Source organism: Pseudomonas sp. A2, from assembly GCF_023100865.1.
Classification (GTDB): Bacteria; Pseudomonadota; Gammaproteobacteria; order Pseudomonadales; family Pseudomonadaceae; genus Aquipseudomonas; species Aquipseudomonas asiatica.
In genome coordinates this window covers 143,651-160,643 of record NZ_CP039127.1, presented here as the reverse complement: position 1 = coordinate 160,643, position 16,993 = coordinate 143,651, and the positions used below count along the sequence as shown (strand labels likewise).

Sequence of the window (16,993 nt, the reverse complement as noted above, 5' to 3'; positions counted from 1 at the left end):
TAGGCAAAAACTGAAAATCCTCGCAACCAATGTGCCACCGTGCGCCTCTAAGAAAATCATCTGGATAGCGCGGCCTCCACGCGCTGATTGGCCAGTGGCTAGCATGCAAAGGACAGGTTCCTTCACAATGGACCATGCAACTTGCCCGATTTTTCCCACACTAAATGAAGATCTTTCCTAAAGGAGCGCAGCACATGGAGTCAGCCCAGGACAACCAAGGCCGCATTCTGCTGGTGGATGACGAGTCCGCGATCCTGCGCACCTTCCGCTACTGCCTGGAGGACGAGGGCTACAATGTGGCAACGGCCAACAGCGCCGCCCAGGCCGAAGCCTTGCTGCAGCGCCAAGTATTCGACCTGTGCTTCCTTGATTTGCGCCTGGGCGAGGACAACGGCCTCGATGTGCTGGCGCAGATGCGTATCCAGGCCCCCTGGATGCGGGTGGTGATCGTCACCGCGCACTCAGCGATCGATACGGCGGTAGACGCGATCCAGGCCGGCGCCGCCGATTACCTGGTCAAGCCGTGCAGCCCCGACCAGCTGCGCCTGGCTACCGCCAAACAGTTGGAAGTGCGCCAGCTTTCCGCGCGACTGGAGGCCCTGGAAGGTGAAGTGCGCAAACCCAAGGACGGCCTCGACTCGCACAGCCCGGCCATGATGGCGGTACTGGAAACCGCCCGCCAGGTCGCTACCACCGACGCCAACATCCTCATCCTTGGCGAGTCGGGCACAGGTAAAGGTGAACTGGCCCGGGCCATTCACGGCTGGAGCAAGCGCGCGCGCAAATCCTGCGTAACCATCAACTGCCCGTCACTGAACGCCGAGCTGATGGAAAGCGAGTTGTTCGGCCACACCCGCGGCGCCTTCACCGGCGCCAGCGAAAGCACCCTGGGGCGAGTCAACCAGGCAGATGGGGGCACGCTGTTCCTCGACGAGATCGGCGATTTCCCGCTGACCTTGCAGCCCAAACTGCTGCGCTTCATCCAGGACAAGGAATACGAGCGCGTCGGCGACCCGGTAACCCGTCGCGCCGATGTGCGCATACTCGCCGCCACCAACCTCAACCTCGAAGAGATGGTGCGTGAGAGCCGTTTCCGCGAAGACCTGCTGTATCGCCTGAACGTCATCACTTTGCACCTGCCGCCGCTGCGCGAGCGCAGTGAAGACATCCTGACCTTGGCCGACCGCTTTCTCGCCCGCTTCGTCAAGGAATACTCTCGGCCTGCGCGCGGCTTCAGTGACGAAGCCCGCACAGCCCTGCTCAACTACCGCTGGCCCGGCAACATTCGCGAACTGCGTAACGTGGTGGAGCGGGCCAGTATCATCTGCCCACAGGAACGCGTGGAAATCAGCCACCTGGGCATGGGCGAGCAGCCCGCTGGTAACGCCCCTCGCATAGGCGCCGCACTGAGCCTTGATGAGCTGGAGCGCGCCCACATTGGCGCGGTGTTGGCCGCCAGTGACACCCTTGACCAGGCCGCCAAGACCCTGGGGATCGACGCATCCACCCTGTACCGCAAGCGCAAGCAGTACAACCTATGAAATGGCCGCCCATGAAGCTGCGCACGCGGCTTTTCCTCAGCATTTCGGCGCTGGTCACCGTGGCCCTGCTAGGGCTGCTGCTGGGCCTGGTCAGCGTGCTGCAGATGGCCACGGTGCAGCAGCGACTGGTGCGCGATACCACCCACACCTTGGAAATAGGGCTGAAGTTGCGCCAGAACCTTGGCGAACAGTTGACCCTGATCCTCGATGACGAGACCGCCCCGGAAAATCTGCGGCTGCTGCAAGACAACTTCCAGACCCTGCTGAACCAAGGGCTGGACCAAGGTGGCGAGCGCACCGGCTTCAGCAAGGCCAGCAGCAACTATCAGGCCTTCCTCCAGGCCTACCGCGCCAGCCCGGCGCCCTCCCGCAGCATGGGCGTTGACCAACCACTCGGGGCCGCGTTCAACCAGGTCCGCACCGATCTGATCGATTCCCACAAGCAGGCCCTGGAGCACATCACCCGCAGCGAGGAGCACACCCGCGACCACGCCCTGCTGGTCAGCGGCGTACTTGGCCTGATGGGTTTGGTGGTACTGGTACTGGGCTTCATCACCGCGCACAACATCGCCCGGCGCTTCGGCCAGCCGATCGAAGCATTGGCCAAAGCGGCCGACCAACTCGGCAAAGGCGATTTCGACGTCACCCTGCCGGTCACACAGGCCACCGAACTGAACCAGCTCACCCGCCGCTTCGGCCTGATGGCCGATGCCTTGCGCAAGCACCAGGCCACCAACGTCGATGAACTGCTGGCTGGCCAGCAACGCTTGCAGGCCGTGCTGGACAGCATCGACGATGGCCTGCTGATAATCGATCGCCAGGGCCGCCTGGAACACCTCAACCCGGTGGCGCAGCGCCAGCTGGGCTGGACCGACAGCCGCGCCGGCAGCAGCCTGGCCGAAGCCCTGCAGCGCCCGGAACTGGAACAGCAGCTACGCCAGGTACTGCGCGGCGGCAACCTCGACCGCCAGCCAGACGACCTGAACATGGACGTCGATGACGAAACGCGCCTGCTCGCCTACAGCCTGACCCCGGTCAGCCACCCGCAAGGGCCGATACTTGGCGCAGTGATGGTGTTGCATGATGTAACCGAGCAGCGCGCCTTCGAACGCGTGCGCAGCGAGTTCGTGCTGCGCGCTTCCCACGAGCTGCGCACTCCGGTGACTGGCATGCACATGGCCTTCGGTCTGTTGCGCGAGCGGCTCAAGTTCCCGCCAGAGGCGCGCGAGCATGACCTGCTGGAGACCATTGGCGAGGAAATGCAGCGCCTGACCCAGTTGATCAACGACCTGCTCAACTTCAGCCGCTACCAGAGCGGGATGCAGAAGCTCGAGCTGGCTCCCTGCGCCATAGACGAACTGCTGGAACGTGCACAACATCGCTTTGCCGAGCCGGCGGCGAACAAGCAGATCGAGTTGATCACGGAGCTGGAGCCGCCGCTACCGCGCATCCAGGCCGATGTTGCCCAACTCGACCGGGTGCTGGACAACCTGTTGCACAATGCCGTCCGCCATACCGCCAGCGGCGGTCGTATCCGCCTGCATGCACGACGGCATGCGGAGCGGGTGATCATCAGTGTCGAGGACAACGGCGAAGGCATTGCCTATGGGCAACAGGGGCGCATCTTCGAGCCCTTCGTGCAGGTAGGGCGCAAGAAAGGCGGCGCGGGGCTGGGGTTGGCGCTGTGCAAAGAGATCGTGCAGCTGCATGGCGGGCGCATGGGCGTGTTTTCCCGACCGGGGCAGGGAACCCAGTTCTACATGGCACTACCGGTCTGAATGTACCCTGCCCCGGCCCCATCTTCGGTGCCGGATCAGTCAATGCTCAACCCGCCGCGGCAGCCGACCTCGAGTCACCAGTTCGGCAAACTGCCGGGCATTCAGTGGCCGGGCAAAAAGCCAGCCCTGGCCATAATTGACCCCTTCGCTGTTCAGCAGCACCGCTTGGTCTTCACACTCGATTCCTTCGGCAATCACCCGCAGGTGCAGATCGTGGGCCATGCGAATGATATGCGGGGCAACACCGCTACTGGCGGCGTCGTGCCCCAAGGCATCGATAAACGCCTTGTCGATCTTCAGGCAGTCCACTGGCAGGGTTTGCAAGTACGCCAGGCTGCAATAGCCAGTCCCAAAATCGTCGATCAGCACTTGATGCCCCACTGCGCGCAGCGCCTGGAGGTTGTCGCGGGCCACAACCACGTCGATCAGGCCGCGCTCGGTCACCTCGAAGGCGATCTGGCTGGCCGACACACGGTGCAAGGCCAGCAAGCGTGCCGCCACCCGGCCGATGCGCGGCACCATCACATCACAGGCCGCCAGATTCACCGAAATGTACAAGTTGGGATGCGAGCGCAGCAGTTGCCCTAGCTGTTCCAGCACACGCTGCAGGACAAAGTCCGTGATCTGGCGAATCTGCCCGGTGTTTTCCGCCAAAGGGATGAACAGGTCCGGGCTGGTCAGGGTACCGTCCGGGCGGCGCCAGCGCACCAGAGCCTCGGCCCCGACACAGCGTCGGCTGTCGAGCTCGAAGATCGGCTGGTAGAGCACCTGCAGTTCGCCGCGACGCAAGGCATTCTGCAATTCCGAGCTCATCGACCGCCGCTGCAGGATCAGTTGCAGTACCAGCCAGCCGATGCAACAGGCCGCCAGTACACTGCCGGGGAACAGAAGCCAGAGCATGCCGTTCATCCTCAACGGCAGGCTCGCCCGCGGGGCGATCAGCACCAACTGGTAGTCCGGTGACTTGGTCGGCATTCGGTAGATCAGTCGATCGCTGAGTTCAAGCAGCGACTTGTGGCTGGTTGACCAGGCCGAAGGAGGCGGCCATACCTGCGGTGGGCCCAGCACGGGGATGGCCCGGGCACCGTTGTCCAACACCACCACCAGGCTGCCGCCCGGGGGCAGGTCGACCACATCGGTCAGGTGCCCACGAGAGGTGGATACCACGAACTTGCCCCTCCCAAGCATCAGCGCGGCCAGGTTCTCGTTCGGCTCGGTCGTGGTATTCAGCCAGTAGCTGTAGGTCGGCCCTTGTATGTCGGGGGCGCGCAAGGGTTCGAACGCCCGCTCGTCACCGCGGTTTGAGCAGGCCACATCTCCATCCACGTACGCCGCTTCATAAATGAAGCGGGAACTCAGGCCTACCTGCTGCAATGCCGTCAGCATCGCCGGGCTGCAGCCGCGCAAGGGTTGCGCCTGCAGCAGGTCGACCCCTTCGCGCAACTGGCCGAACACCTGCTCGAGGCGCTCCAGAAAGCGTTCGCCCTGGGCGTTCATCTGTGCACTCTCGCTTTGCTTCATCTGTTGCAGGGCAATGCCGATGCTTGCAGAAAGCAACAGTGCCGCGCTGGCCAGTGCTGCCAACGTGGCCAGCATCCAGGGACGGTAAAAAATTTGGCGCAGCAAGGCGATGAGGGCTGGCATCGAGGGCATCCAGTTGATAACTAAGGTATAGCAACTGAATCAGGAATCACCTTTGCCGTTTGGCGCTTCGCTACAAGCGCCGAAGGCCGCTCCTAAACAAGAGCCCGTCTCACCTTGGCAGCTCAACGCATCCGGTTGAGCACCTGCAGCATCGCCGCCGTCTGCGCATCCGGCATGCCATCGAAGCGCTGCGGGCGGAAACGCATCTGGAACGCGGCGATCACATGGCGGGTGGCAACATCCAGTACCCCAGTCTGCTCGATCGCATAGCCAAACCGCGCCAGCTCCTGCTGGTACCAGCCAACGCTCGGCGGGTTGACGCTGAAATAGGCTTGCTGCCGTGCCACGGCAGTTGCATCCGGCCAGACCCCCAGCCCGGCGTCGGCCAGGCGTTTCCACGGAAATAGCGGCCCCGGGTCAAGCTTGCGCAGCGGCGCGATATCGCTGTGGCCAATGATGTGCCGTGGCTCGATGTTGTTACGCTTGACGATGTCCTTGAGCAGCGCGATCAGCGACTGGACCTGCGCTTCGCTGTAAGGGTGCCAGACCCGCCCATTTGGCGTGTCGGTGAAGCCCGGGTTGACGATTTCGATACCGATGGACGAGGAGTTCAGCCAGGTCCGCCCCTGCCACTGGCTATCACCGGCATGCCAGGCGCGGCGGCTTTCATCCACCAGCTGGTACACCGTCGCCGGGCCGTCACCAATCAGATAGTGGCTGCTGACTTCCCCATGGGTCAGCAACGCCAGGGAACGCTCCAGCGAAGCATTGGTGTAGTGCAGGACAACGAACTGGATGCGGTTGTCCTGGTTGATCGAAGGGTGGCTACGGTCGATGCGCAGGCCGGTCGAGCAACCGGCGACAGACAACAGCAGGAAGGAAATCAGGGTTTTTTTAAGCGTGGAAAGCACGTCAGTGGCCTCAGCGTATGAGCGCTACAGTATAACGTGCTCCCCAAGGGCCGTGCGTGCCGCGAGTCAGCAGCTACCGGCTATGCCAGCTCGACACGGTTGCGTCCCGATTCCTTGGCCCGGTAAAGCGCCGCATCGGCGCGCTTGAGCACCTGATCGCCGCGCTCGCCGGGACGGAATGCACCCAGGCCGATGGACGTGGTGATCACCACCCGTTCGCCCTTGAAGTGGAACGGGCACGCCTCGACCGTGGCCCTCAGCACCTCGGCTATCTGGGCAGCGGCAGCCGGCGAGGTCTGCGGCAGCAGCAGGACAAACTCCTCGCCGCCAAACCGGGCGATGAAGTCATGGCTGCGCAGGCGCTTGCGCAACTGGTCGGCGACGATCTTCAAGACCTTGTCCCCAGCCAGGTGCCCATAGCTGTCGTTGATACGCTTGAAATGGTCCAGGTCGAGGATCGCCATCGCCAGATGGCCGCCGTGTGCCTGCCATTCGAGCATTTCGCGCTCGACCCGCTCGCTCCAGGCCGCACGGTTGGGCAGGCCGGTGAGGGGATCGAGCAAGGCCTTCTGGCGCTGCTCTTCCAAGTGTTCACGGTAGCCGAGCGCCTCTTGCTCCATGTTCGCCACCCGCTCCGACAGCCCTTGCAGGCGTCCAGCCAGCTCCTGTTCGCGGCGATCACGCTCATGCTTGTGCTCATCCATGGTCACCAACAGACCTTCCAGGCGGTTTTCCAGAATGTGCTTGAGGCTGTCGACGTCAGCGGCACCTTGCACACTGCTCTGCAGCCCGTCGACGTGCTCACGCAGCTGGGTATCCAGCTCGCGAGCGGCCGAGCTGTTGTCGGCATGGCCGGCGCTAGCCTCGTGCAGGTGGCTCTGGAAACCTTCCAGGCGTTCGTTGAGCTGCTGCAGGTAGGTTTCGAATTCGTGCTGGCCGCTGTCGGTGATCGCCAGCATGAGCACAGCCAGGTCATCCAGCACCGGTATCAGCTCATACCAGTTCAAGCCGCGGGCGACGCGTTCACGCATCTCTAGCGCCTGGGCCTTGTGTCGCTCCGGCAGGCTGAGGTCATCGAGCAAGCCGATCAGAGTATGCTCGATGTGCTCGGCAACCTGGCTGTAGGGCGGCTCCACCGCGTAGGGCAGGGCGTAGGGGCCATCTTCGCCAAAGGTTTCTTCGAGTGTTTGCGCCGGTCCTGCTTCAACCGGCGGCTCGCTGGCAATAGCTACCGGTGCCGGTACATCGTCCGGGAGCGGCAGCGGCAGCGGGGCTGGTGACAGTTCGGCCGTTTCGATAAGCGCCGGGCCTGGTGCCTCCAGCTCGGGCTCCGATATTACGAGGGCTTCGACAACAGAAGCTGAGGAGGCTGGCAGGGGCTGTAGCGCGTCCATGTCGTCGGGCTGCGGGGCATCGGCAGGTGCCGCCAAAGGCTGCGCCTCGGCAACCGGCAGCGCCAGAGGCACAAGCGCTGGCTCGCCTTGTACGCCATCCTCGCGGCCGCCGAACAAGCGCTGCAAGAAGCCGGGACGGGCCTCCGCCGCCGACTTGCCCAAGGCTGACAGCGCGCGGCCCTGCAAGCCGCTCAACTCGCCCAGCAACGGTGGCAGGTCGCGTGACTGGGCCACTCCGCCATCGAGCTTCTTCGCCAGCTTTTTCAACGGACGCGACACATCGTTCGGCAATGGCAGGCCTTGCAGCTGGTCGACCAGCGCTGTCAGCGCATCGCTGACCTGGTTCATGCGGGCTTCCCGACGCTGTTCGGAGTCCAACACCGCCTTCTCAAGACGAGGAATCAACCCGGCAAGGCCGGCGTCCATGTTGTCGCTGCGGATGACCTCGCGCATTTCCTTCATGCACTGGTCCACCACCTTGTCGCTGCCTTCGGCAGCCAGGGTGCTGCGTACCAAGCCACGACGCAGCAGGTCGAGACGGGCGTCCCAACGGCGCTCGAGCTTTTCCTGCTGCTCGATGCTTTTCAGGTATTTTTCTTTCCAGCGCTCAGCGTCTTCAGTCATGCCCGGGTCCGCAAACGGTGATGGCAATTAGCTCAGGACCGGCAGCGTATCCACAGTCAATGCATCAGGCAATCGAATCTCTACAGCAACGGGAAGGTGGTCGGAAATTGGCTGCGCCAGCACCTCGACACGCTCCAGCGTGAGGCTTGGGCTGAGCAGGATATGGTCCAGGCAACGCTGTGGACGCCAGCTGGGGAAAGTGGCCTCGACTTGCGGGGCTATCAGGCCCAGGTCGCGCAACGGCGAGTGCTCCAGCAGGTCGGTGGCATGGGTATTCATGTCGCCCATCAGCACCTGATGGCGGTAGCCGCCAATCAGCTCGCGGATGTAACCCAGTTGCAGGGCGCGGGTCTTGGCGCCGAGGGCCAGGTGCATCATCACCACAATCAGCGCATCTTCGCCCTCGCCAAAGCGCACCAGGATCGCACCACGCCCAGCCGGGCCAGGCAATGGGTGATCCTCGAGCAGTTGTGGCTTCAAGCGGCTGAGCACGCCATTGCTGTGCTGGGCAAAACGCCCAAGGTTGCGGTTGAGTTGCTGGTACCAGTAGGGGAAGGCGCCCAGGTGGGCAAGGTGCTCGACCTGGTTGACATAGCCCGAGCGCAGGCTGCCGCCATCGGCCTCCTGCAAGGCTACCAGGTCGAAGTCGCCCAGCAGTTGGCCAATCTTCTGCAGGTTGCCGGCACGCCCGTTGTGCGGCAGCAGGTGCTGCCAGCTGCGAGTCACGTAATGCCGGTAGCGCTCGGTGCTGATGCCCACCTGGATGTTGAAACTGAGCAGCCGCAGACGACCATCCTCGGGCAGACCAGGGGCATGCAAGTGATGCTCGTTGACCTGCGGCTGGTGCAGGCCAATGCCACGCGCGGTTCTGAAGCGGCGCATGGGTTACGCCGCTTACTTAGCGGCGCGCTCCTTGGCGATCAGCTGGTCGGCAACGTTCAGTACGCCTTCCGGCCCGCCGGCGGTACCCAGGTCGAAGCGGTACTTGCCGTTGACCACCATGCTCGGTACGCCGGTGATCTCGTACTTCTTCGCCAGTTCCTTGGCCTGGTTGACCTGGCCCTTGATGGCGAACGAATTGAAGGTGGCGAGGAACTTGTCCTTGTCCACGCCCTGGGTGGCAAGGAAGTCGGCCATGTCCTGCGGGTCGGTCAGGCGCTTGCGCTGGTTCTGGATGGCATCGAACACCGCGGCGTGTACCTTCTGCTCGACGCCCATGGCTTCGAGGGTCAGGAACATCTGGCCATGGGCGTCCCACGCGCCACCGAACATGGCTGGTACGCGCTTGAAGTTGACGTCCTTGGGCAGTTTATCGACCCACGGGTTGATGGTCGGCTCGAAGTGATAGCAGTGGGGGCAGCCGTACCAGAACAGCTCGACCACTTCGATCTTGCCAGGTACGGAAACCGGAACAGGGTTGCTCAGCTCGAGGTATTCCTTGCCAGCAACAGGCTCGGCGGCCTGGACGGCAGTCATACCGAATACGCTGGCAGCGACCAGCGCGGCGCTGAGAATCAGTTTACGCATGCTTTACTCCTGGGCAGTCATTGGTCGCCACGACGCGACCTGCACTGAGACAGGCCGGGAACGGGCCGAGTTCTGTAGTGTAACGGCTGCGGACGGAAAAAAGGGCGGTCCGGCCGCCCTTTCATCATTGGCCTACAACATTAACTGAAAGTTAATGCGCCGCCTGTAATGGCCTCAGTGCAGGCCCTGGATGTAACTGGCCAGCGCCTCTATGTCGTGGTTGCTCAGCTTGCCGGCGATTGTGCGCATGGTCATGGCATCGCCATCGTTGGTGCGGTTGCCTTCGCGGAAGTCGGTGAGCTGCTTGGTCACGTACTGCGCGTGCTGCCCGCCCAGGTGCGGGAAGCCGGCCAAGGCGATACCCGCGCCGTTCGGCGAGTGGCAGCCGGTGCAGGCTGGCATGCCCTTTTCCAGGTCTCCACCGTTGAACAGCGCCCGGCCACGTTCGACCAACTTGGGATCGGCGGCGCCCACGCTGCCTTTCTGGCTGGAGAAGTAGGCGGCGATATCGGCCAGGTCCTGGTCGCTGAACGCGGCCAGCATGCCGGTCATCTCCAGCACGGTACGCTTGCCCGACTTGATATCGTGCAATTGTTTTTCAAGGTAGCGCTGGCCTTGGCCGGCCAGTTTCGGGAAGTTCGGTGCCAGGCTGTTGCCGTCGGGGTTGTGGCAGGCGCCACAGACGGCCGTCTTGGCCTGGCCGGCGGCGGCATCGCCTTTGACGGGTTGCGCAGCAGTGGCCGCACCTGCGACACCCAGGGTCAACAGCAGACTCACGACTAGTTTGTTCATCAGCTAATCCAACACGGCTAAGGGTGAAATGTTATGTATCGGGACTGCCACTCATCCAAAGGATGACCAAACGGTAGTCCTCGGCACTGCAGTCCATGCACAATCCACGCGGCGGCATAGCCTTGAAACCCTGGGTCACGTGCTTCACCAGTACATCCATGCCTTGCGCCAGCCTTGGCTCCCATGCTGCCCGGTCACCCTGCCTGGGTGCCTGTGGCAACTGCCCGGTGTGACAGGCCGCACACGTGCGGTTGTACAACACCTCGGGATCCTGTGTAGCCTGTGCGCTGAAAAACGGCAGGAACATACCGACAGCAAGCAGCCATTTCGCCATGCGGAACGACCTTCAGGGTTGGGGGCCGCGCTGCGTTCTGTTGCGCGAGCTATTGTTCGACACCCCATGCCCGTTCTCCTTCGCCGGGAGAATGAGCACACAAAAACTGGGGCATTATATACTTCCGCCATCCAAACGGAAACGACACCGCTTGCCAGGCTCGGGCCTATAGAGTCAGGCAACACCCACATCGGATATCCCATGCAAGTCAAGAACCCCATCCTCGGCCTCTGCCAGAAAGCCAAATTCGCCCTCAGCGCTGCCAAGGTCGAACAATGCCCGGACGACCAGGGTTACGAGGTGGCTTTCGCCGGCCGCTCCAACGCCGGCAAATCCAGCGCCCTCAACACCCTGACCCATGCCAGCCTGGCACGCACCTCGAAAACCCCCGGGCGCACCCAGCTGTTGAATTTCTTCAGTCTGGACGATGAACGGCGTTTGGTCGACCTGCCAGGCTACGGTTATGCAAAAGTCCCGATTCCGCTCAAGCAGCACTGGCAGAAACACCTGGAAGCCTACCTGGGTAGCCGGGAGTGCCTGCGTGGCGTGATCCTGATGATGGACGTGCGCCATCCGATGACCGACTTCGACAAGATGATGCTCGACTGGGCCAAGGCCAGCAGCATGCCGATGCACATCCTGCTGACCAAGGCCGACAAGCTGACCCACGGCGCGGGCAAGAACACTCTGCTCAAGGTGCAGTCGGAAATCCGCAAGGGTTGGGGCGATGGCGTGACCATCCAGCTGTTCTCGGCGCCCAAGCGCCTGGGCGTGGAAGAGGCATACCGAGTGCTGGCGGACTGGATGGAGCTGGAAGACAAGCCAGTAGCCTGAGGCCTGCACCGCTCGTTGTAGGAGCAGCCTTGTGCTGCGAAGAGGCCATGACAGGCTGTATAGGTCTGTTGGCTGTACCGGCCCTTTCGCAGCACAAGGCTGCTCCTACAGGGGTAGCTGAGCCATCAGGTCAAATTCCGGGCAAAAAAAACCCCGGACTTCGTATGGGGAGGGGGAAGTTCGGGGTCCAAGTCCGGACCGCTAGGGCGGGGTCCAGATATCTGCCAACACTTAACACAACATAGGAGCATCGAAAGGCTTCACCAGCCATTCAGTTACTCTGAGTTCCGTTTCACCGGTTTAGTTCCAAAGCCCTGAAAACTATTTGCGATAGTTTCATGAAACTTCAGCACCGCTGGCACTGAGCAGTGCCGGATCCGCATCGCTACAACGCGGATCCTATACAGCTTTCCCCACCCGATCAGTGAGCTTCGTCCCAATTCGCACCAATTCCTGCCTCGACCAGCAGCGGCACATCCAGTTTCGCGGCCTTGCTCATGTGCTGGCGAATTTCTTCTTTCACCAGCTCCACCAGGTCCTCGCGCACTTCCAGCACCAGTTCGTCGTGCACCTGCAGGATCACCCGGGCATCCAGCCCGCTCTCGCTCAGCCAGTTATCCACATTGACCATGGCCCGCTTGATGATGTCGGCCGCAGTGCCCTGCATCGGGGCGTTGATCGCCGTGCGCTCGGCGCCTTTGCGCAGGGCTGGGTTCTTGGCATTGATATCCGGCAGGTACAGGCGGCGGCCGAACAGGGTTTCTACAAAGCCTTGCTCCGCCGCCTGGGCGCGGGTGCGCTCCATGTACGCCAACACGCCCGGATAGCGGGCGAAGTAGCGGTCGATGTAATCCTGCGACTGCTTGCGGTCAACGCCGATCTGCTTGGCCAGGCCAAAGGCGCTCATGCCGTAGATCAGGCCGAAGTTGATGGCCTTGGCACTGCGGCGCTGATCGGTGGAGACGTCTTCCAGGGCTACGCCGAATACTTCCGCCGCCGTGGCGCGGTGCACGTCCAGGTTGTTGCGGAAGGCATGCAGCAAGCCTTCGTCCTTGGCCAGGTGGGCCATGATGCGCAACTCGATCTGCGAGTAGTCCGCCGCCAGCAACTTGTAACCAGGGCTGGCAACGAAAGCCTGGCGGATGCGCCGGCCTTCGGCAGTACGGATCGGGATGTTCTGCAGGTTCGGGTCGCTGGACGACAGTCGACCGGTGGCCGCCACCGCCTGCTGGTATGAGGTGTGGATACGCCCGGTGCGCGGGTTGATCTGCCCCGGCAGCTTGTCGGTGTAGGTGCTCTTGAGCTTGCTCAGGCTGCGGTACTGCATCAGTACCTCCGGCAGCGGGTAGCCTTGCTCGGCCAGTTCGTCGAGCACCGCTTCTGCCGTGGATGGCTGGCCCTTGGTGGTCTTGCTCAGCACCGGCATGCCCAGCTTGTCGTAGAGGATCGCGCCCAGTTGCTTGGGCGAGCCGAGGTTGAACTCCTCACCGGCCAGCTCATAGGCGCGCTGCTCGAGCTCGGCCATCTTTAACCCCAGCTCACCGCTCTGCACCTGCAGCAACGCGGCATCGACCAGCGCCCCCTGGCGCTCGATCTTGGCCAGCACCGGCACCAGCGGCATCTCGATGTCCATCAGCACCGGCTGCACGCTTGGCGTCTGTGCCAGGCGCGCCTGCAGCGCCTGGTGCAGGCGCAGGGTGATGTCGGCATCTTCGGCAGCGTAGGGGCCGGCCTTGTCCAGGTGGATCTGGTTGAAGGTCAGCTGCTTGGCGCCCTTGCCGGCGATATCCTCGAAGGCAATGGTGGTATGGTCGAGGTACTTCTGCGCCAGGCTGTCCATGTCGTGACGGGTGGCGGTGGAGTTCAGCACGTACGACTCGAGCATGGTGTCGTAGGCAACGCCGCGCATTTCGATGGCGGGCGAGCCATTGGCAAGGATGTTGATATCGTACTTGGCGTTCTGCCCGACCTTGGCCTTGGCCGGGTCTTCCAGCAGTGGCTTCAGCGCCAGCAGCACGGCAGTGCGGTCCAACTGGGCCGGCGCGCCTTCATAGTCGTGGGCCAGCGGCACATAGGCCGCTTCGTGCGGTTCAACGGCGAACGACAGGCCGACCAGCTGGGCCTGCTGAGCGTCCAGGCCGGTGGTCTCGGTGTCGAAAGCGAACAATGGCGCCTGGCGCAGCTTCTCCAGCCAGAAGTCGAAACGGGCCTGGTCGAGAATGGTTTCGTACCTGGGCTCGACCTTGGCCACCTGCTCCGCGACCGGCGCGATTTCGTCACCGGCCTTGGCAGCGTCACGCTGCACCTCGGCGATCCAGCTCTTGAACTCCATCTCGGTGTATAACGCCAGCAACGCGTCGCGATCAGGTTCGCCGCACACCAGGGCATCTACTTCGATATCCAGCGGCACATCGACCTTGATGGTAGCCAGCTCATAGGACAGGAACGCCGCGTCGCGGTGCTCTTCCAGCTTGGCCGGCAGGGTCTTGGCGCCGCGAATGGCCAGCGTCGGGACCTTGTCCAGGTTAGCGTACAGGTCGCTGAGACCGCCGCCGATACCGGTCAGCAGGCCCACCGCGGTTTTTTCGCCCACGCCCGGCACACCGGGGATGTTGTCGACCTTGTCGCCCATCAGCGCCAAAAAGTCGATGATATGTTCCGGGCCGACGCCAAATTTCTCGTGCACGCCAGCCACGTCCAGCACGCTTCCGGTCATGGTGTTGACCAAGGTAATGTGCCCGTCCACCAGCTGCGCCATGTCCTTGTCACCGGTCGAGATGATCACCGGGCGGTCCAACGCGGCGCTGCTGCGCGCCAGGGTGCCGATCACGTCGTCGGCCTCGACCCCCTCGACGCACAGCAGCGGGTAGCCCAGCGCCTTGACGCTGGCGTGCAGCGGCTCGATCTGTACCCGCAGGTCGTCAGGCATGCTCGGGCGGTTTGCCTTGTATTCAGCGAACATGGCATCGCGGAAGGTGCCACCCTTGGCGTCGAACACCACCGCGAACAAGCTGTCGGGGTATTGCTTGCGCAGGCTCTTGAGCATGTTCAGCACCCCCTTCACCGCGCCGGTCGGCATGCCCTTGGAGGTAGTCAACGGCGGCAGCGCGTGGAAGGCGCGGTACAGGTAGGAGGAACCGTCCACCAGGACGAGGGGCGCTTGGCTCATGAGCAGAATCAACCTTTTCGACGGGTCCGGCGCTAGAATAGCCAGAATCATTGACGACAAAGGGACAAGGTTATCATGCGTACACTCAATCGCCTGTTACTGCTCGGTCTGTTGGCCACCATGCCTGTCGTCACCCTGGCGGCGGAAGACGCCCCCTCGGCCGATCCCGAGGTGACCATTCGCACGGAAGGCGACAAAACCATCCAGGAGTACCGACAGAACGGGTTCCTGTATGCGATCAAGATCACGCCGAAAAACGGCAAGCCTTATTTCCTGGTACGCGCCGATGGCTCTGATGGCAATTTCATTCGTTCCGACCAGCCGGACATGCTGATTCCGTCCTGGAAGATCTTCGAGTGGTAATCTGACGCGCACCGTTCACATCAACCCGGCACTTCCCGGCGGAAGTGCCCGTATGGGCAAATTTTCATCATGTCAGTCTTCACCCCCGTGACCCGGCCTGAGCTGGAAACCTTTCTGGCGCCGTACGCGCTGGGTCGTCTGCTCGATTTCCAGGGCATCGCCGCCGGCACCGAGAACAGCAATTTCTTCGTCAGCCTCGAACAGGGGGAGTTCGTCCTGACGCTGATCGAGCGCGGGCCCAGCGAGGACATGCCGTTCTTCATCGAGCTGCTGGACACCCTGCACGCAGCCGACATGCCGGTGCCCTATGCCATACGCGACCGCGACGGCAATGGCCTGCGCGAGCTGTGCGGCAAGCCGGCGCTGCTGCAGCCACGGCTGTCGGGCAAGCACATCAAGGCACCGAACGCCCAGCACTGCGCCCAGGTCGGCGAGCTGCTGGCGCACATTCACCTGGCTACCCGCGAGCACATCATCGAGCGTCGTACCGACCGCGGCCTGGACTGGATGCTGGCTTCGGGTGCCGAGCTGCTGCCGCGCCTTACCGCCGAGCAAGCCGCGCTGCTGCAACCGGCGCTGGATGAAATCAGCGCGCACAAGGCACAGATCCTGGCCCTGCCACGGGCCAACCTGCATGCCGACCTGTTCCGCGACAACGTGATGTTCGAAGGCACCCACCTGACCGGTGTGATCGACTTCTACAACGCTTGTTCAGGGCCGATGCTGTATGACATCGCCATCACCGTGAACGACTGGTGTCTGGATGAACACGGCGCGATCGATGTGCCACGCGCCCAGGCATTGCTGGCGGCCTATGCGGCGCTGCGGCCGTTCACCGCCGCCGAAGCCGAGCTGTGGCCGGAGATGTTGCGGGTAGGCTGCGTGCGCTTCTGGCTGTCGCGCCTGATTGCAGCGGAATCGTTTGCCGGGATGGATGTGATGATCCACGACCCGAGCGAGTTCGAAGTGCGTTTGGCGCAGCGTCAGCAGGTGGCTTTGCACCTGCCGTTCGCCCTCTAGAGCGTGTCTGCTTCTTCGCGGGTAAACCCGCTCCCACACAGGCGTGAGGCTGGCGCTATTCCTGTGGGAGCGGGTTTACCCGCGAAGAGGCCGGTACAGGCTTACAACTGTTCCAGGCACCCAACCAAGTCGCCACCCAGCTTCTCCAGCAAGCGCTCATAGCCCTTGCCATCCACCGGGTCGGTACCGCCCAGGGCATCCAGCTCGGCCAGGCGTACCGGCAGCCCGGCGGTCAAGGTCTCGGCCAACCGCGGCCGCAGCGGCGGTTCGCTGAACACACAGGTCTTGCCCACTTCCTGCAGGCGCTTGCGCATGGCAGCCACGTGCTGCGCACCCGGCTGCACCTCGGATGCCACGCTGAATACCCCGGCGTGCTTCAGGCCATACTCGGCCTCGAAATAGTCGAACGCTTCGTGGAACACGAAGTACGGCTTGCCGGCAATCCCGGCCACCCGCGCCTTGATCCGCCCATCCAATGCGTCCAGGCGTTCGTCGAAGGCCTTGAGGTTGCTCTGATAGCGCGCCGCATTGGCCGGATCGATCTGCGCCAGGTCAGCCGCCATTTTCGCTGCAATCACCCGCGCGTTGACCGACGATAGCCAAAGGTGCGCGTCCAGGCTGCCCGGGCGGTGATCATGATCATGGTCGTCGTGTTCTTCTTCCTCGTGGGAATGGCTGTCCTCGCCAAAATGCCGCAGCTTCATGCCCGGTAGCGCCTGCACGGCCACAGTGGGCTTGCTGCGATTGCCCAGTACCCGCGGCAGGAAGCCTTCCATGTCCGGGCCAATCCAGTAAAGCAGGTCGGCATCGCCTACCCGCCGTACGTCGGACGGGCGCAGCGCGTAGTGGTGTGGCGAAGCCCCCGGAGGCAGCAATACCTCAGGGCTGCCAACACCGTCCTGCACGGCAGCGGCAATCTGCTGCAGGGGTTTGATACTGGTCAGCACGCGCACGTCGGCCTGGGCGGAAAATGCGATGAAAGCGACAAAAAGGACTAGGAATCGGGACACGGTGAATACTCGAGTCGTCAGAAACAGGTAACATAATAACGTCTCCATCCAA

General features: G+C 62.8%; 14 protein-coding genes. 5 read left to right on the top strand and 9 right to left on the bottom strand.

Annotated features, from left to right (window positions below; all coding sequences use genetic code 11):
- The first annotated feature begins 194 nt into the window (after positions 1 to 194).
- Together algB and E5221_RS00765 are read left to right on the top strand one after the other, a co-directional pair.
- Positions 195 to 1,541, top strand: a complete 1,347-nt coding sequence (gene algB / locus E5221_RS00770) for a sigma-54-dependent response regulator transcription factor AlgB (RefSeq protein ID WP_015268485.1) — start codon at positions 195 to 197, stop codon at positions 1,539 to 1,541.
- Entirely contained in the window at positions 1,538 to 3,319 is a 1,782-nt protein-coding gene (locus tag E5221_RS00765; protein ID WP_061550167.1) for a KinB sensor domain-containing domain, read from the top strand. Before algB ends, E5221_RS00765 begins: the two co-directional genes overlap by 4 nt.
- Before the next feature lie 39 nt (positions 3,320 to 3,358).
- On the opposite strand, the gene E5221_RS00760 is transcribed toward E5221_RS00765, so the two are convergent.
- The 7 genes from E5221_RS00760 to E5221_RS00730 form a co-directional block, all read right to left on the bottom strand.
- Positions 3,359 to 4,963 carry an EAL domain-containing protein gene (locus E5221_RS00760; RefSeq protein WP_061550168.1) on the bottom strand — a complete coding sequence of 535 codons (1,605 nt, stop codon included), beginning with the start codon at positions 4,961 to 4,963 and terminating at the stop codon, positions 3,359 to 3,361.
- Between the two features lie 122 nt (positions 4,964 to 5,085).
- Positions 5,086 to 5,874 carry an N-acetylmuramoyl-L-alanine amidase gene (locus tag E5221_RS00755; protein ID WP_013970322.1) on the bottom strand — a complete coding sequence of 263 codons (789 nt, stop codon included), beginning with the start codon at positions 5,872 to 5,874 and terminating at the stop codon, positions 5,086 to 5,088.
- Positions 5,875 to 5,954: 80 nt separating this feature from the next.
- Positions 5,955 to 7,892 carry a GGDEF domain-containing protein gene (locus E5221_RS00750; protein ID WP_102083818.1) on the bottom strand — a complete coding sequence of 646 codons (1,938 nt, stop codon included), beginning with the start codon at positions 7,890 to 7,892 and terminating at the stop codon, positions 5,955 to 5,957.
- A gap of 27 nt (positions 7,893 to 7,919) precedes the next feature.
- On the bottom strand, positions 7,920 to 8,774 hold the full coding sequence (locus tag E5221_RS00745; protein WP_003256949.1) for an endonuclease/exonuclease/phosphatase family protein: 855 nt from the start codon (positions 8,772 to 8,774) through the stop codon (positions 7,920 to 7,922).
- Positions 8,775 to 8,786: 12 nt separating this feature from the next.
- A complete protein-coding gene (dsbA, locus tag E5221_RS00740) occupies positions 8,787 to 9,419 on the bottom strand; it encodes a thiol:disulfide interchange protein DsbA (protein ID WP_003256950.1) in 633 nt (210 codons plus the stop codon).
- A gap of 174 nt (positions 9,420 to 9,593) precedes the next feature.
- A complete protein-coding gene (locus tag E5221_RS00735; protein WP_003256951.1) occupies positions 9,594 to 10,211 on the bottom strand; it encodes a c-type cytochrome in 618 nt (205 codons plus the stop codon).
- Between the two features lie 31 nt (positions 10,212 to 10,242).
- The gene (locus E5221_RS00730; RefSeq protein ID WP_015268479.1) at positions 10,243 to 10,545 is read right to left on the bottom strand and encodes a c-type cytochrome; all 303 of its coding nucleotides are present in this window, start codon (positions 10,543 to 10,545) and stop codon (positions 10,243 to 10,245) included.
- A 201-nt stretch (positions 10,546 to 10,746) separates the two neighbouring features.
- On the opposite strand from E5221_RS00730, the gene yihA reads away from it, so the two are divergent.
- Positions 10,747 to 11,379 carry a ribosome biogenesis GTP-binding protein YihA/YsxC gene (yihA, locus tag E5221_RS00725; protein WP_015268478.1) on the top strand — a complete coding sequence of 211 codons (633 nt, stop codon included), beginning with the start codon at positions 10,747 to 10,749 and terminating at the stop codon, positions 11,377 to 11,379.
- Positions 11,380 to 11,800: 421 nt separating this feature from the next.
- Here yihA and polA read toward each other — a convergent pair whose 3' ends face one another.
- Positions 11,801 to 14,548: a DNA polymerase I gene (gene polA / locus E5221_RS00720; protein ID WP_102083816.1), complete on the bottom strand. Its 2,748-nt coding sequence runs from the start codon at positions 14,546 to 14,548 to the stop codon at positions 11,801 to 11,803.
- A gap of 75 nt (positions 14,549 to 14,623) precedes the next feature.
- Here polA and E5221_RS00715 point away from each other — a divergent pair, with 75 nt between their 5' ends.
- Both E5221_RS00715 and E5221_RS00710 read left to right on the top strand, forming a co-directional pair.
- Positions 14,624 to 14,911, top strand: a complete 288-nt coding sequence (locus E5221_RS00715; protein WP_015268476.1) for a DUF2782 domain-containing protein — start codon at positions 14,624 to 14,626, stop codon at positions 14,909 to 14,911.
- 69 nt (positions 14,912 to 14,980) lie between these two features.
- Entirely contained in the window at positions 14,981 to 15,931 is a 951-nt protein-coding gene (locus tag E5221_RS00710) for a homoserine kinase (protein WP_024087954.1), read from the top strand.
- Positions 15,932 to 16,032: 101 nt separating this feature from the next.
- On the opposite strand, the gene E5221_RS00705 is transcribed toward E5221_RS00710, so the two are convergent.
- Positions 16,033 to 16,989 (bottom strand): zinc ABC transporter substrate-binding protein, encoded by a 957-nt coding sequence (locus tag E5221_RS00705; RefSeq protein WP_247846764.1) that lies wholly within the window; start codon positions 16,987 to 16,989, stop codon positions 16,033 to 16,035.
- Positions 16,990 to 16,993 lie beyond the last annotated feature (4 nt).

Coding starts and splice junctions, on each gene's coding strand:
- algB (WP_015268485.1), top strand. CDS start 195: ATGGAGTCAGCCCAGGACAACCAAGGCCGCATTCTGCTGGTGGATGAC.
- E5221_RS00765 (WP_061550167.1), top strand. CDS start 1,538: ATGAAATGGCCGCCCATGAAGCTGCGCACGCGGCTTTTCCTCAGCATT.
- E5221_RS00760 (WP_061550168.1), bottom strand. CDS start 4,963: ATGCCAGCCCTCATCGCCTTGCTGCGCCAAATTTTTTACCGTCCCTGG.
- E5221_RS00750 (WP_102083818.1), bottom strand. CDS start 7,892: ATGACTGAAGACGCTGAGCGCTGGAAAGAAAAATACCTGAAAAGCATC.
- E5221_RS00745 (WP_003256949.1), bottom strand. CDS start 8,774: ATGCGCCGCTTCAGAACCGCGCGTGGCATTGGCCTGCACCAGCCGCAG.
- dsbA (WP_003256950.1), bottom strand. CDS start 9,419: ATGCGTAAACTGATTCTCAGCGCCGCGCTGGTCGCTGCCAGCGTATTC.
- E5221_RS00735 (WP_003256951.1), bottom strand. CDS start 10,211: ATGAACAAACTAGTCGTGAGTCTGCTGTTGACCCTGGGTGTCGCAGGT.
- E5221_RS00730 (WP_015268479.1), bottom strand. CDS start 10,545: ATGGCGAAATGGCTGCTTGCTGTCGGTATGTTCCTGCCGTTTTTCAGC.
- yihA (WP_015268478.1), top strand. CDS start 10,747: ATGCAAGTCAAGAACCCCATCCTCGGCCTCTGCCAGAAAGCCAAATTC.
- polA (WP_102083816.1), bottom strand. CDS start 14,548: ATGAGCCAAGCGCCCCTCGTCCTGGTGGACGGTTCCTCCTACCTGTAC.
- E5221_RS00715 (WP_015268476.1), top strand. CDS start 14,624: ATGCGTACACTCAATCGCCTGTTACTGCTCGGTCTGTTGGCCACCATG.
- E5221_RS00710 (WP_024087954.1), top strand. CDS start 14,981: ATGTCAGTCTTCACCCCCGTGACCCGGCCTGAGCTGGAAACCTTTCTG.
- E5221_RS00705 (WP_247846764.1), bottom strand. CDS start 16,989: ATGGAGACGTTATTATGTTACCTGTTTCTGACGACTCGAGTATTCACC.